At 70.8% G+C, this 13,534-nt stretch carries 14 protein-coding genes; 12 read left to right on the forward strand and 2 right to left on the reverse strand.

Going from position 1 to position 13,534, the window contains the following annotated elements; genetic code table 11:
- Window positions 1–11 precede the first annotated feature (11 nt).
- The 10 genes from ACFVT2_RS34465 to ACFVT2_RS34510 all read left to right on the forward strand — a co-directional run bounded on the left by ACFVT2_RS34465 (window position 12) and on the right by ACFVT2_RS34510 (window position 9,213).
- Window positions 12–1,289, forward strand: a complete 1,278-nt coding sequence (locus ACFVT2_RS34465; RefSeq protein WP_390024451.1) for a sulfotransferase — start codon at window positions 12–14, stop codon at window positions 1,287–1,289.
- Window positions 1,286–2,149, forward strand: coding sequence for a sulfotransferase family protein (locus tag ACFVT2_RS34470; protein WP_390024453.1), 864 nt, complete (start codon window positions 1,286–1,288; stop codon window positions 2,147–2,149). Before ACFVT2_RS34465 ends, ACFVT2_RS34470 begins: the two co-directional genes overlap by 4 nt.
- Window positions 2,146–3,105 carry a UDP-glucuronic acid decarboxylase family protein gene (locus ACFVT2_RS34475; protein WP_390024455.1) on the forward strand — a complete coding sequence of 320 codons (960 nt, stop codon included), beginning with the start codon at window positions 2,146–2,148 and terminating at the stop codon, window positions 3,103–3,105. The genes ACFVT2_RS34470 and ACFVT2_RS34475 overlap by 4 nt, the downstream gene beginning before the upstream one ends.
- Before the next feature lie 22 nt (window positions 3,106–3,127).
- Complete coding sequence (locus ACFVT2_RS34480; protein ID WP_390024457.1) at window positions 3,128–4,102, forward strand: NAD-dependent epimerase/dehydratase family protein; 975 nt, start codon at window positions 3,128–3,130, stop codon at window positions 4,100–4,102.
- Entirely contained in the window at window positions 4,099–4,689 is a 591-nt protein-coding gene (locus ACFVT2_RS34485) for a sulfotransferase family protein (protein ID WP_390024459.1), read from the forward strand. The genes ACFVT2_RS34480 and ACFVT2_RS34485 overlap by 4 nt, the downstream gene beginning before the upstream one ends.
- Window positions 4,686–5,609 carry a sulfate adenylyltransferase subunit CysD gene (gene cysD / locus ACFVT2_RS34490; protein ID WP_390024461.1) on the forward strand — a complete coding sequence of 308 codons (924 nt, stop codon included), beginning with the start codon at window positions 4,686–4,688 and terminating at the stop codon, window positions 5,607–5,609. The genes ACFVT2_RS34485 and cysD overlap by 4 nt, the downstream gene beginning before the upstream one ends.
- Before the next feature lie 61 nt (window positions 5,610–5,670).
- Window positions 5,671–6,048 (forward strand): hypothetical protein, encoded by a 378-nt coding sequence (locus ACFVT2_RS34495; protein ID WP_390024463.1) that lies wholly within the window; start codon window positions 5,671–5,673, stop codon window positions 6,046–6,048.
- Window positions 6,049–6,220: 172 nt separating this feature from the next.
- Complete coding sequence (locus tag ACFVT2_RS34500) at window positions 6,221–6,883, forward strand: DUF4232 domain-containing protein (protein WP_390024465.1); 663 nt, start codon at window positions 6,221–6,223, stop codon at window positions 6,881–6,883.
- Between the two features lie 207 nt (window positions 6,884–7,090).
- The gene (locus tag ACFVT2_RS34505) at window positions 7,091–8,296 is read left to right on the forward strand and encodes an NAD(P)/FAD-dependent oxidoreductase (protein ID WP_390024467.1); all 1,206 of its coding nucleotides are present in this window, start codon (window positions 7,091–7,093) and stop codon (window positions 8,294–8,296) included.
- The gene (locus ACFVT2_RS34510) at window positions 8,293–9,213 is read left to right on the forward strand and encodes an RNA polymerase sigma-70 factor (protein ID WP_390024469.1); all 921 of its coding nucleotides are present in this window, start codon (window positions 8,293–8,295) and stop codon (window positions 9,211–9,213) included. Before ACFVT2_RS34505 ends, ACFVT2_RS34510 begins: the two co-directional genes overlap by 4 nt.
- Window positions 9,214–9,286: 73 nt before the next feature.
- Here the strand turns inward: ACFVT2_RS34510 and ACFVT2_RS34515 are convergent, their stop codons facing one another.
- The gene (locus tag ACFVT2_RS34515) at window positions 9,287–10,636 is read right to left on the reverse strand and encodes an alpha/beta hydrolase (RefSeq protein WP_390024471.1); all 1,350 of its coding nucleotides are present in this window, start codon (window positions 10,634–10,636) and stop codon (window positions 9,287–9,289) included.
- A 67-nt stretch (window positions 10,637–10,703) separates the two neighbouring features.
- Between ACFVT2_RS34515 and ACFVT2_RS34520 the strand changes: the two genes are divergently transcribed.
- The gene (locus ACFVT2_RS34520) at window positions 10,704–11,321 is read left to right on the forward strand and encodes a TetR-like C-terminal domain-containing protein (protein ID WP_390024473.1); all 618 of its coding nucleotides are present in this window, start codon (window positions 10,704–10,706) and stop codon (window positions 11,319–11,321) included.
- A 125-nt stretch (window positions 11,322–11,446) separates the two neighbouring features.
- Window positions 11,447–11,971, forward strand: coding sequence for a MepB family protein (locus ACFVT2_RS34525; RefSeq protein WP_390024475.1), 525 nt, complete (start codon window positions 11,447–11,449; stop codon window positions 11,969–11,971).
- A 463-nt stretch (window positions 11,972–12,434) separates the two neighbouring features.
- Here the strand turns inward: ACFVT2_RS34525 and ACFVT2_RS34530 are convergent, their stop codons facing one another.
- The gene (locus ACFVT2_RS34530) at window positions 12,435–13,247 is read right to left on the reverse strand and encodes a maleylpyruvate isomerase family mycothiol-dependent enzyme (RefSeq protein ID WP_390024477.1); all 813 of its coding nucleotides are present in this window, start codon (window positions 13,245–13,247) and stop codon (window positions 12,435–12,437) included.
- Window positions 13,248–13,534 lie beyond the last annotated feature (287 nt).

Consider the following 13,534-nt stretch of genomic DNA (forward strand, 5'->3'; position numbering starts at 1 on the left):
GATCGCGCACCGTGAATCAGGCCGTTCATGAAGAGCAGATCACCGTCCTCCCCGGCAACTGGGCCCCACCCGGCTCCCGCCCCGTGGAGCTGGTCTTCCGAACCGTGGGGGAGCGCACCAGCAACCTCGCACTCGACCTCGCCCTACGACACGTCCAGCCACAGCGCGCCCATGTCATCCGCAACGTCAAGCCCTTCGCCCGCGCCGTCCGCCGGATGCTCGACGAACTGGACCACTCCTGTTCGCACGTGGTCTTCGTGGACGCCGACTGCCTGATCCTCGAAGACCTCCGCCCCTTCCTGGACACCAACGACCTGCCCTGCGTCGACGCCTACGGCCACGACCGGTTCCGCCGGCGCATCCACTGCGGCGCTCGGATCACCCGGATCGACGTGGTCCGGGCCATGGCCGCCCGACCAGCGCCGTCCGACGCCCGGGGGGCGACACTGTGGCCCGAGGGCTACCTGGTCGGCGCGGTCCTGCGCGACCTCGGACTGACCTGGCAGTACAAGGACTTCCACATCCTGCACGACCACTTCCAGCGCTACCGGGACCTGTTCGCGAAGTACGCCCTGTGCCAGCTCCGCAGCCGCGCGGGCATCCGCAGACACCTGCTCGCCGAGTCCATGGCCCGATGGGGTCCCGAGCCCGAGTTCACCGCGGCCCGGCTCGGGGTGCAGCACGCGGCCGCGACGGTCGACGAGGGGGCCGGGGCGGAGGAGATCGCCCGCTACCTCCGCGACCTGCCACTGATCGCCCCGGGCGAGGTGGCGGCGCAAGGGCTGACCGAACTCGACGGCGAGGCCGGCTCCCAGGACGTGACGGCCGCACTGGCCGCCGACCCCGTCGGACTCGCGCCGCCCGCCGCGCCGTTCAAGGTCTTCGGCATCGGCCTTCCCGGCACCGGCACCCAGTCCCTGAACCGAGCCCTGCACGTGCTGGGCTTCAGCGCACTGCACGACGCGCACCCCACCGCCCGGCCCCTTGAGGAATTCCCGGCGCTGCGCCACTACGACGGGATGACCGGCGCGACCGCAGCCGCCCGGGCCGAGGAACTGGACCGGGCATGGCCCGGCAGCAAGTTCGTCCTCACCGTACGGGCGCAGGACCACCCGGACCACGTACGGCGCATCTCGGCGCACTTCGCCGCCCGCCCCGACGACCTGCTGGTGCTGGACCTCGCACACGGCCACGGCTACCCCGAACTCGCCGCGTTCCTCGGCGTACCGACACCCGGCCAGCCCTTCCCGCACCGCCCCGGCCGACCCACCCGGGAGGTCCCGTCATGACAGAGCAACTGGGCGTCCTCGTCATCGGCATGCACCGCAGCGGGACCTCGGCGGTGACCCGCGCGGTGAACCTGCTCGGCGTGCCGACGTGCGTGCCTTCCGACCTGATGCCGGCGCTGCCGAGCAACCAGCGCGGCCACTGGGAGAGCCGCACCCTGGTCGACCTCAACAACACCATCCTGCACGCACTCGGCCGGAGCTCGTGGTGCCCGCCCCCGCTCGACGTCTGGGCCGGCGCCCCACAGCTCCCAGGGCTGCCGCCCGAACACGCCCGCCACCTGCTCGAACGCCTCCACCCCACCCCCCAGTGGGTGTGGAAGGACCCCCGCACCAGCCTCACCCTCCCGTTCTGGTTCACCGCCCTCCACGACGTGCCCGTCGCACTGGTGCTGTGCGTCCGACACCCGCTGGAGGTTGCGGCGTCGATCCGGCGGCGGGACGGCACACCGTGGGAGGTGGCGCTGTGCATGTGGGAGCGGTACCTGCGCCACGTCCTCGCGGCAGCGGTGGGACGCCCCGTCCTGGTGACCCACTACGAGACGTTGCTGGCCGACCCGGTGCGGTGGGCCCGGCACACCGCGACCTTCCTCACCAAGCTCGGCGCCCGGATCGACTGGCGCGCCTCGCTACCAGCGGAACTGGGCGCCTTCGTCGACCCCGGACTGCACCACGAGGCCCCACCGCCCGATGAGGCGCCGCTCTCGCCCGGCCAGCGCGCGGTGTACGAGGCGCTGTGCCACTACGACGGTCCCGTCGATTCCTTCCAGCCCCCGGTCCTGCCGGCCGAGGCGCCGGAGACCGAGCTGACGCTGTGCCGGCACGCGGCACGGCCGCGACGGCACGCAGGAGGACGGCGATGACGCGCAGACGGCGGGCGGTAGTGACCGGCGGCGCGGGATTCCTCGGCTCCCACCTGTGCGAACGCCTGCTGGCGGAAGGCTACGCGGTGGTCTGCCTGGACAACCTGTCGACCGGACAGGAGGACAACGTCTCCCACCTTCCACAGCGCGGCCCCTTCGAGTTCGTGCGGGCCGACGCGACGACGGGCATCCGCATCGCCGGCGCGGTCGACGCGGTGTTGCACTTCGCCTCACCGGCCGCGCCCGCCGACTACGGCCGACTGCCCATCGAGACGCTCAAGGTCGGCTCCATCGGCACGCTGAACGCCCTGGAACTGGCCCGGGAGCACCGGGCGCGGTTCGTGCTCGCCTCCACCTCGGAGGTGTACGGCGATCCGCTGGTCAACCCGCAGCCCGAGAGCTACTGGGGACACGTCAACCAGGTCGGGCCCCGCGGTGTCTACGACGAGGCCAAGCGGTTCGCCGAGGCGCTGACCGTCGCCTACCGGCAACGCCACGGCGTCGACACCGCCGTGCTGCGCCTCTTCAACACCTTCGGGCCCCGAATGCGCCCGGACGACGGCCGCGCTGTCCCCGCCTTCGTCCAACAGGCGCTCCTCGGCGAGCCGCTGACCGTCGCCGGCGACGGCCGGCAGACCCGCTCGATGTGCTACGTCGACGACCTGGTCGAGGGGGTGTTCCGGCTGCTCCGCTCCGACCACCCCGGACCGATGAACCTGGGCAATCCGCACGAGACGCGCATCGTCGACCTGGCCCGACGGATCATCGAGCTGACCGGCTCACGCTCGACGGTCACCCTGGTGCCCCGCCCGGTCGACGATCCCCGGGTCCGCTGCCCTGACATCACGCTCGCCCGCACCGTGCTGCGCTGGGAGCCGACGGTCGAGCTCAGCCAGGGCCTGCACCGCACCATCGCCTGGTTCCGACTGCACCTGAACCGGCGGGCTCCCCGTTGAGCCGGCTAACAGAGGGGTCCCGATGACCGTGTCATTGCCGCGCTCCGCGCTGGTCACCGGCGTGGCGGGTTTCGTCGCCTCCCATCTCGCGGAGGCCCTGCTGGACCACGGCACTCAAGTCACCGGGCTGGACCGGCGGTCCCCCGAGACCGACGCCGTCGCCGCCGCCAACCTGACCGCCTGCCTGGGCCGGCCCGGGTTCACCCTGGCCCGGGCAGACCTCATCGACTGCGAGCTCGCCCCGCTGCTCACCACCGTCGACGTCGTCTTCAACCTGGCGGGCATCCAGGGCGTCCGGGCGTCCTGGGGCGCCCGGTTCCCGGAGTACGTGGCCAGCAACATCGTCGCCACCCGCAGGCTCGCGGCGACCTGCCACCAACTGGGGTTTCCCCGCCTGGTGGTGGCTTCCTCCTCCAGCGTGTACGGATCCGCCGGCGACCGGCCCGTCACCGAGGACGGCCCGACCCGGCCGATGTCCCCGTACGGAGTGACCAAGCTCGCCGGCGAGCAACTGTCCCTCGCCTACGGCTCGTTGCCGCAACCCGCCACCACCGTCGTGGCACTGCGCTACTTCACCGTGTACGGGCCCCGCCAGCGACCGGACATGCTGATCCAGCGCGCGCCACAGGCCGCGTTGGGCGGCGAGGAACTGCTGGTCTACGGGGACGGCACGCAACGCCGTGACTTCACCTTCGTCGGCGACGTCGTGCGGGCCTCCCTGCTGGCAGCGGGAGTTCCCGGCCCTGCCGAAGTCCTGAACGTCGCCGGTGGCAACAGCGTTTCGGTGACCGAGGTGCTCGCCACGATCGCCGAACTGACCGGACGACCGGTGCCCACCAGATCCGCCCCGGACCAGGCCGGAGACATCCCAGGCACCTGGGCCGACACCAGCAGGGCCCGAACACTCCTGCAATGGCAGCCCCGGACGGGGCTCGCCGACGGACTCGCCCAGCAACTCGACTGGCTGCGCTGCCACCAGCCCGGAGGTCACCGATGACGTCCGACGCCGCGGTGCCGAACCCCAAGGTCTTCTGCCTGGGCCTGTCACGGACCGGAACCCGTTCCCTGACCGAGGGCCTCCGGACGCTGGGCTTCGACGTACTGCACTACCCCACCGACCGCGCCGTCCTGGACACGCTGCACCGGGGAGACGCGCGCTTCCCGCACCTGGACCACTGCGCGGGCATCGCCGACATCACCGTGGTCCCCTACTTCCAGCAACTGGACCGCCTGTGGCCCGGCAGCAGGTTCGTCCTCACCCTTCGCGACGAGGAGAGCTGGCTGCGTTCCTGCCGCGAGCACTGGGCGCGGAACCCGGTCGACACCACCCCGACGACGGCGAAGGCCGGTATCAAGCTGGAGGTCAAACGCTTCCTGCGGGCGGCTGTCTACGGCGGGTACGAGTTCCACGAGGACCGCTTCCGGACCGTGTACCGCCGCCATGTGGACCTCGTGTGCCGCCACTTCGACGGCCGCCAGGACGATCTGCTGCTCCTGCGTCCCTGTGCCGGGGAAGGCTACGAACGCCTCGCCCCGTTCCTCGGAGTCCCGACACCCTTGGGGCCCTTCCCCCACGTCAGGTGACCGCAGTGGTGGGCGCCGACCCTTCCTACGCCCTGGCCCACCTGGACCTGCTGGAGTCCGAGGCCGTGCACATCTTCCGCGAGGCGGCCGGCGAGTTCGAACGTCCGGTGCTCCTCTTCTCGGGCGGCAAGGACTCCCTCGTCATGCTGCACCTGGCGCTGAAGGCGTTCACACCAGCGCCGCAACCCTTCCCCCTGCTCCATGTCGACACCGGGCACAACTTCCCGGAGGTCCTGGACCACCGGGACCGCACCGTGGCCCGGCACCGCCTACGGCTGCACATCGTCTCCGTACAGGACTACATCGACCGCGGCGAGCTGCGCGAACGCCCGGACGGCACCCGTAACCCGCTGCAGTCCGTGCCGCTCACGGAGGCGATACGGAACGAGCGGTTCGACGCGGTCTTCGGCGGCGGCCGCCGTGACGAGGAGAAGGCCCGCGCCAAGGAACGGATCTTCTCCCTGCGTGACGAGTTCTCGCAATGGGACCCACGGCACCAACGCCCGGAGCTCTGGCAGCTCTACAACGGCCGACACTCACCCGGTGAACACGTCAGGGTCTTCCCCCTCTCCAACTGGACCGAACTGGACGTGTGGCAGTACATCGCCCGCGAGCGGATCGACCTGCCGGAGATCTATTTCGCGCATCGGCGCGAGCTGTTCCGACGTGGCGGAATGTGGCTGGCGGCAGGCAGTTGGGGCGGGCCCGAGGAGGGCGAGAAGACCGAAAGGCGGAGGGTGCGCTATCGCACTGTCGGCGATATGTCCTGCTCGGGAGCCATCGACTCCGACGCCGCCACGGTGAACGCCGTGATAGCCGAGATCGCCGCATCCAGAATCACCGAACGGGGCGCAACCCGCGCCGACGACAAGCTCTCCGAGGCCGCCATGGAAGACCGGAAGCGCGAAGGCTACTTCTAGCGACGGCCACCGACACCCCCATGACCGTTCAACCACTACCGCCGTTGCGCGGGGCTAGCGGATGACCGCGCGGCCTTCGACACCTGCAATCGGCATCGCGGAGGCGGCCGAGGCGTTGGTCATCGCGGCCGGCAAGAAGCTCATCAAGTTCCTTGAGGATCAGTTGGAGCAGTACATCATCGGCCAGGTCGTCGAGGCGGCCATCAATCCGCTGGTGGAGGTGGTCGGCAAGGCGGTGAGCGGCATGGTCTTCCAGGCCGCCGAGTCCGCGCTCGGCGTCTCCGCCGGTGGCGGTGGCGGGGGTGGCGTGGGGGAGAGCTTCTCCATCCATCCCGAGGAATTGCACAAACGCGCCGAGGTGTTGCGTGGGCATGCGCGGACGGTGGCGTCGCACGCCGCTGACTTCGAATCGAAGGCCGCGGGAGTGAGCTTCGAATGAGCAACCGGATCGTCAAGGCGCTGGAGGACGCTGCCCAGCGGTGCCGGTGTACTGACGCCGGACCCCGACGCCGCCGGTGTCCCTCGGTTCACGGTCCTGTCATAGTTGATCAAGCACATACCGAGGAACCGAAGCCGCAGGGCTTCAACCACTGGATACCAAGGGGTCTTTCATGTCCGGCGCCCGCCGTAAGGCATTTCTCGTCTCCGCAGCCCTCGCCGGCTGCGCCATGCTGATGACGGCGTGCCAGGACACGAACTCGGGCGCCGCGCCGGACTCTTCGTCCGCCACGGGCGGCGATCAGGGCGGCGGGAAGGACTCCGCCGGGAAGGACTCCGCCGGGAAGAGCTCCGGAGGGAAGAGCTCCGGCGGGCAGGGCACGGTCGCCGGGACCGGTTCCAACGAGAACGGCAAGGTTGGCAAGTGCCGCACCGACGAGTTGGAGGTCACGGCGAAGGACAGCACCATCACCGGCGACCCCGATGGCACCGTCGCGGTGCAGCTGAAGAACGGCGGCGGCAGGGACTGCGCGATGTCCGGGTACGCGGGCGTCGACCTGAAGACCAGCGCGGGATCGCTGTCCGCGAAGCGCACTGGCGAGAAGGCCACCCCGATCCTCCTCAAGGACGGGAAATCGGTGTACTTCGGCATCCACTACCCGGTCAACAAGTCGGGCGGCTCCGGCGTCCGCATCACGGGGCTGGTGGTGACCCCGCCGAACGAGACGAAGTCGGTCACCCTCGCCTGGCCGGGCGCCGGCACGCTGCCCGTCACGGAGGGCACCGACTCCCCGGTGAAGGTCGGCCCGCTCGGCAGCGCCGGCCAGGGCGGCTGACCCGCACGCTGCGGCAGACTCCTGCCGAAGACCTCGGTTTCGGGCCCCACCGCATGAGCGGTGGGGCCCGTGCCTGTAGGCCGGTCGACTGCCTTCCGGCGAGCCCCGATTGGGGCTGTGGCGCGCATCACATTCGGCCCGTGTCACGTCCAGGCCGCCTGCTCCCATCTGGTGGGCGTCTGCAAGCGAGCCGAGGAGGACGGAACGATGAGCGCACAGCAGGGGACCGGCACGGCGACCGCGCACCGCGTGGTGATCCTGGGAGCGGGATACGCGGGCATGGGCGCGGCCGTCCAACTCGCGGCCCGGCTGAAGGGGCGCGACGGGGTGCGGGTGACCGTGGTGAACGCGCAGGAGCGGTTCACCGAGCGCATGCGGCTGCACATGACGGCGACCGGGCAGGGGCTCGCCGAGTTCAGCATCCCGGAGCTGCTGGACGGCACGGGCGTGCGGTTCGTGCGCGGCTGGGTCACGGCGGTGGACGCCGACGCCCGCACCGTGCGGATCGACGACGACCGGGTGCTGGCCTACGACACGCTGGTGTACGGGCTGGGCGGGGTCGCCGACACCTCGGCGGTCCCGGGGGTCGAGGACCACGCGTACACCCTGAACGGCGCCCAGGACGCCGAGTTGCTGGCCGACCGGCTGGCACGGCTCGGCGGCGGCACGGTGGTGGTCGCGGGCAGCGGCCTGACCGGCGTCGAGTCGGCCGCGGAGATCGCCGAACGGTACCCGCGGTCGAACGTGGTGCTGCTGGGCCGGCAGGAGCCCGGCGCCGCCATGAACCCGCGGGCGAGAGCGTATCTGCGCGCCGCGCTCGACCGGCTGGGCGTCCGGGTGCGCGCCGGCGTCGAGGTGGTGAAGGTACTGCCCGACGCAGTGGAGCTGGCAGGCGGGGAGAGCGTCGCCGCCGACGCCGTCCTGTGGACGAGCGGCACGAGGGTGGCGCCGCTGGCGGCCGCCGCCGGGCTGGCGGTCGACGAGCACGGACGCATCCGCACCGACGCCGCGCTGCGCTCGGTGTCCCACCCCGCGGTGTACGCGATCGGCGACGCCGCCGCGATCCGCCAGGGCTACGGCGTCATGCACGGCACCTGCCAGGGCGGCATGCCGACCGGGGTGCACGCCGCGCTCTCGATCGACCGGGTGCTGCGGGGCAAGCAGCCCAAGCCGTTCCGCTTCGGCTACTACCACACGCCGGTGAGCCTGGGACGCCGTGACGCCGTGGTGCAGTTCACCCGGCCCGACGACAGCCCGCGCCGGATCTGCCTGACCGGCCGCATGGCCGTCCGGTACAAGGAGACGGTGACCGCCTCACCCTGGCCGACCTACGGCCGTATGAAGAAGATGCCCGCCTCGGGCGCGATCTGGCCCCGCGGCGGCCGCTTCACCCGGAACCAGGAGGCCCAGTGACCATCCCGTCCGCCCACCCCGACCAGCAGGTCTTCCACGAGCACCGGCGGTTGCTGTTCTCGGTCGCCTACCGCCTGCTGGGCACCGCGGCCGACGCCGAGGACGCGGTCCAGGACGCCTGGATCAAATGGTCCGCCGCGGACCGCTCCCAGGTGGCCGACCCCAAGGCGTACCTGACGCGCATCGTCTCGAACCTGGCTCTGGAACGGCTGCGCTCCACCCGGCACAAGCGGGAGACCTATGTGGGGCCGTGGCTTCCGGAGCCCATCCTCACCGGCGGGGATGCCTCCGAGGTCGTCATGGACGCCGAGTCGGTGTCGATGGCCATGCTGGTGGTGCTGGAGACGCTCAGCCCGCTGGAGCGCGCGGTGTTCGTGCTGAAGGAGGTCTTCGACTTCAGCCACGCTGAAATCGGGGAGGCGGTGGAGCGTTCGGAAGTCGCGGTGCGGCAGGCCGCGCACCGTGCTCGCGAGCATGTGCGGGCCCGGCGGCCGCGCTTCGCCGCGGACCGGTCGCGGCAGCGCGAGGCCACCGAGCAGTTCTTCGCCGCCGCGACCGGCGGGGACGTCAACGCCCTGATGGAACTGCTCTCCCCGGACGTCACCCTGTGGACCGACGGCGGCGGCAAGGTCCGCCAGGCCCTGCGTCCGGTCGTGGGTGCGGCCACGGTGGCAGCCTGGTTCGCCGCCATCGGCACCGTCACCTACCAGGGCGTCGAGCCCGCCGACATGAAGGCCGAACTCGTCGAGATCAACGGCGGGCCGGGCATGGTGTTCAGCGCGCCGGGACGCGTGATCGCCACCGTCACCTTCGACTTCGACGCCGACGGCCGTATCACCGCCCTCCACAACGTGGCCAACCCGGACAAACTCCAGGCCGTCGCCGACGGCACCACGTACGACATCGGAACGCACTGAGCCTCATGGTGAAAGAGCGATGCCGACGCCGATACCGATGGCGATTGCGAAGGGCTGCTGGGCTGCCGGGGCTTCACTCGTGGTTGCGGAGGAAGGTGGGGATCTCGTCGCGGGTCGGGTAGTTCGGTACGGGTGCCGGCGCGGCCTGGAGGAACGCGGTGATGACGGCGGCGGCTCGGTCGTTGTTGTCGTCCAGGCCGTTCCACATGTGGTGCCCGACTCCGGGCATGTACTGCGTGCGTTGGATGGCGAGGTCATCGGCCAGGACGGCGGTCGCCCATTGACGGACCTGGGAGGAGCATTCGGCGATCATCAGCATCGCGGGGGTCCGGGAGCGCCTCAGTTGCGGGGCGAGGGAGGGGGCGTCCTGCACCGTCTGCTGGACGTGGAGGCTGGCGGCGGGGCTGAAGGAGAAGTTCTGCGCGGTGTCCTCGGTCGGGATGCGGTGCGCGTCGCGCGCACAGTAGGCGGATGCGGTGTCGCTGCCGAGGTCGGCAGCGGTGAACGCGTTGTCGCCTTCGGCCTGTCCGATCAGCCCGGTGTCGGGGGTGAGCAGCCCGAGTCGCATGAGGCCGAATGCGGTGGCGTACCGGGGGACGCGTGTCGACCGCGGTCCGGGCATGGTCGGCGCGAGTCCGATGGCGGACGGTCGGCCCTTGTGCCCGGTGAGGTGCGCGGTGGGGCCGTCCATCGGACCGGGGTCGGCGATGATCGCCCGGTGCAGGCGTGCGGCGACGTGCGGATCGGCCAGGGCGCGCGTGAGCACGACGCCGCCTGAAGAGAAGCCGAGGATGTCGACCCGGCCCTTGCCCAGGCGGTCGACGAAGGCGCCGAGGTCACGGACCGACCTGGAGATCGTGTACTGGTCCGTGGGAAGCAGGTCGCTTCGTCCGCCGCCTGCCTGCTCGTAGGCGTAGACGTCGTAGCCCTGGCGCGCCAGGAGTTGCAGGAAGCGGTGGTCGACGAGTGAAATGCCGCGCACCGGACCGCCGTTGAGGTACACGAACGGGACGGGATGCCGGGGGCCGGTTTTCGCGGGCGGGTAGTGGTACACCGCGACCCGGCTGCCGGTAGCCAGGCTCCAGTGCTGCGTGGCCACGAAGGGCAGGGTGGACGGTTGCCGCGGGGCCGTGGGCGCGGTGGGGATGCAGACCGACGCCGTCAGCGCTGCCGCGACAACCACCGGCAGGAACGGCACGAACCGCGCCGCCCGGGTGCGACGCCGTCCCCGCCACAGCGCGGCGACCGTCCCGACGCCAAGGGCCGCCAACCAGGCGCCGAACCCCGAGCCCGCCCCGTCGGTGAGGACGATCAGCACGAGGAAGACGACGATCAGCGTCGCGACGGCGGCCAGGGCCAGCAGCGAGCGTCCGGTGAAACGGGCAAGGCGTATGGCGAACTTGGGCACGGCGAACGTGGGCACGGCGAACCTCCGAAGTTTCAGAACGCTGTTTCAAAACGACGTTATCAAAGAAGGTAGGGTTCGTGTCATGGGTAGGCCGCGAACGAACGACGAGACCGTCAAAGAGCGACTGGTGGAGTGCGCGACCGAGATGCTCGCCACCCGTCCGCAGGAGTCGGTCGCGGTCCGCGCCGTGGCCACGGCCGCCGGTGCGTCGACGACCGCGGTGTACTCCCTGTTCGGCGGCAAGGACGGACTGATCGGAGCGGTGCGCGACAGGGCCGTCACCGGCCTGTTCCAGGCACTGTCGGCGGCGCCGACCTCCGAGGACGCCCTCGCCGACCTCCACGCACTGGCCGCCGCGTACCGGCGATGGGGGCGCGAACACAGGCACCTGTACGCGGTGTTGTTCGGTGGAGTGCAATCCTTCAAGCCGTCAGGGGCGGTCGGTACCGGTGACCCCGTCCGGCCGCTCGTCGCGGCGATCGATCGCGCCGTGGCGGAGTCCGTCCTCGACGGTGAAGTGACGTCGATCGCCGTCTCGCTCTGGGTGACCCTGCACGGGCTGGTGACACTCGAACTCGCCGGGGCCCTCGACGCCCCCACGGCCGACGCCGCATTCCGATCGACGATCCAGGCCACGCTGCGTGGCTGGACGGCCCCCACGGTTTTCCGACGCCTTCGGCAGGACGAACCCGCTCCCTGACGGAGACCACAGGCACAGGCGACACCGTGGCACTGCGACACCGCGGTACTTCGGTACTGCGGTGCTGCGGTGCTGCGGTGCTACCCACGGCAGTGCGCACAAGTGTGCGATGGCAAGATGGCGGCATGGTGACGAATCAGCCGTGGACGGGACTGCACGGCGACCTGCTGGCGGCGAAGGCATTGGTGTACGACCCGAGCGGTTTCGCCTGTTCACTGCCGGTGCCCGAACCGGAGAGTGCCGAGTACGCGGCTTGCGCGTTCACGCTCGACGGCCGCTCGGTTCGGTTCCGGGTGGCCAAGACCACGCCGACGAAGGTGGGCCAGTTCGTCACCGTGTGGCAGCGGTCCGAGGAGGGGCCGATCCGGCCCTTCGACGCCGACGACGGGGTGGACCTCTTTGTCATCAGCAGCCGCGACGACGACGGTTTCGGGCAGTTCGTGTTCCCGCGCGAGGTGTTGTGCGAGCGCAACATCGTCTCCCGCAACGGCTCCGGCGGGAAGCGCGGATTCCGTGTCTATCCGCCGTGGGTGACCACGACCAACCGACAGGCCGGCAGCACCCAGGCATGGCAGGTGAACTACTTCTTCCACCTCGGCCAGGACGGGCCCGCCGACCTGACGCGCGCCCACGCCCTCTACCGCCCGTAGGTGCGCGCTGCGCCAGGGCCGGTCCGGCGGGTCAGCGGGTGAGGGGGCCGTCGTCCGGGAGAGTCGGGAGCGTGCGGATCAGGCACGTGAAGTCGCTTACCTGCCCGGCTAGTTGCTCGTGCGCGTAGAGCTCGGCGTTCCGACGGCAATCCCTCGACGACGTCGGGTGCTTGGCGCCGGAGCCGAGCGCGGTTCGCGAGGCCCGCCTCGACCACCTGGCGTTGGAGTCGTTCGATGACGGCGCCGGACAGGCCGGTTCCCCAGTACTCATCGCCCCTGACAACTCCGGACCACGAACTCCGCGGCGGACCCTCTCTATGCGCCGCGACGTTGCTTGACTCCGAGGCAGTGTCGGATGCCCGGACACCGCCCCCGGCGGCAGGGCCTTTGTCCTGCCGCCGTGCGGGACGATCTCCGTTCGGTCCGGAACCAACCGCTCTACCAGCGCTCTTTCCGGCGCGATTCAGAAGGCCGTGTGGGCGAACCAGTGGTCGAGGATCGCTGCCTGCCCCGAGACGACGAAGGCTGTCTCCTGGTACGACCTTCGCCCGTAGAGCAGCAGCAGGAGGTCCGCCGCCGGTCCCCGTACCGTCGCCGTCGCCTCGGACGGCGCGGCGTCGGCTCGGGCCTGCGGTAGCAGGCGGAAACCGTCCGGATCCAGCCGCACCCGCCACTCCTCGTCGGTGCCGCCCGCGGAGTCCGGGCACTGGAAGGCGATGGTCTCACCGTTGCCGTGCAGCTTCGTCACGGCTGGGGCGAAGAGGCCCGCGTAGGGAAGGTTGACGAGGAATTCGTCGACGCCGTCCGCCGCCAGCACGGGATCGACGTCCGACTCCCGGCCGACGGCACGTTCCGCGTCCATCCGGTGCACCAGCGTTTCGAACAGCATCCGGCGGGCCCAGAACCGCGCGTGCTGGTCCTCGCCCCAGGCCCACATCGCCGCTTGGGGATCCGTGGCCCGCAGCACGGCGGCCACTTCGGGTACGCCCGCGACCACCCAGTCCGCGTACTCCTCCGGGCTTTCCGGCAGTCCCAGCTCGACGTCGCGGCTGCGCGGAGGCTCCTGCACCAACCGGGTCAGCAGCGTGCAGAACCAGCGCTGGAGCGCTCCCACATGCTGGGTGAGTTCGGTCAGTGTCCAGTCGGGGCAGGAGGGCACCGCGGTCGCGGGGTCCGCGCCTTTGGCCAGCTCGGCGAAGTGCAGGGTCTCCCGCTCGATCGCCTGTCGGTAGATGTCGTACGGCAGGGGATGCCCCGTCCGACCAGTCGTTTCCATCAGCTGACGCCTTTCTGTCCACTCTGTCCACAGCACCGATCCCAGCCTGGTCAGTGTGGTGGTTGGAGTCCACTCGAAGGCAAATCCGGGTGGGTGCCTGAGTCGGCGGGGTCCAGATGCGACAGCGCGGAGCCAGTCAGGCTGCGGGGCATGGTGTCCCGGGTGCCGACTCCGGTCGACTGCCGGGCGGGTGCGGTAGTGGAGTGGTGGTTCTGGCAGCCGTGGCTGCCGCTGGCCGGGGCCGCCACGGGTGGTGCTGTGCGGTAGCTGCGGCTGGTCGGCCATGC

This window comes from Streptomyces sp. NPDC058000 (genome assembly GCF_042886435.1).
GTDB lineage: Bacteria > Actinomycetota > Actinomycetes > Streptomycetales > Streptomycetaceae > Streptomyces.

What these genes read in the sequence shown, in the direction of transcription:
- ACFVT2_RS34495 (WP_390024463.1), top strand. Translation starts at nt 5,671, where the DNA reads ATGACCGCGCGGCCTTCGACACCTGCAATCGGCATCGCGGAGGCGGCC.
- ACFVT2_RS34520 (WP_390024473.1), top strand. Translation starts at nt 10,704, where the DNA reads ATGGGTAGGCCGCGAACGAACGACGAGACCGTCAAAGAGCGACTGGTG.
- ACFVT2_RS34470 (WP_390024453.1), top strand. Translation starts at nt 1,286, where the DNA reads ATGACAGAGCAACTGGGCGTCCTCGTCATCGGCATGCACCGCAGCGGG.
- ACFVT2_RS34480 (WP_390024457.1), top strand. Translation starts at nt 3,128, where the DNA reads ATGACCGTGTCATTGCCGCGCTCCGCGCTGGTCACCGGCGTGGCGGGT.
- ACFVT2_RS34500 (WP_390024465.1), top strand. Translation starts at nt 6,221, where the DNA reads ATGTCCGGCGCCCGCCGTAAGGCATTTCTCGTCTCCGCAGCCCTCGCC.
- ACFVT2_RS34505 (WP_390024467.1), top strand. Translation starts at nt 7,091, where the DNA reads ATGAGCGCACAGCAGGGGACCGGCACGGCGACCGCGCACCGCGTGGTG.
- ACFVT2_RS34485 (WP_390024459.1), top strand. Translation starts at nt 4,099, where the DNA reads ATGACGTCCGACGCCGCGGTGCCGAACCCCAAGGTCTTCTGCCTGGGC.
- ACFVT2_RS34475 (WP_390024455.1), top strand. Translation starts at nt 2,146, where the DNA reads ATGACGCGCAGACGGCGGGCGGTAGTGACCGGCGGCGCGGGATTCCTC.
- ACFVT2_RS34525 (WP_390024475.1), top strand. Translation starts at nt 11,447, where the DNA reads ATGGTGACGAATCAGCCGTGGACGGGACTGCACGGCGACCTGCTGGCG.
- ACFVT2_RS34530 (WP_390024477.1), bottom strand. Translation starts at nt 13,247, where the DNA reads ATGGAAACGACTGGTCGGACGGGGCATCCCCTGCCGTACGACATCTAC.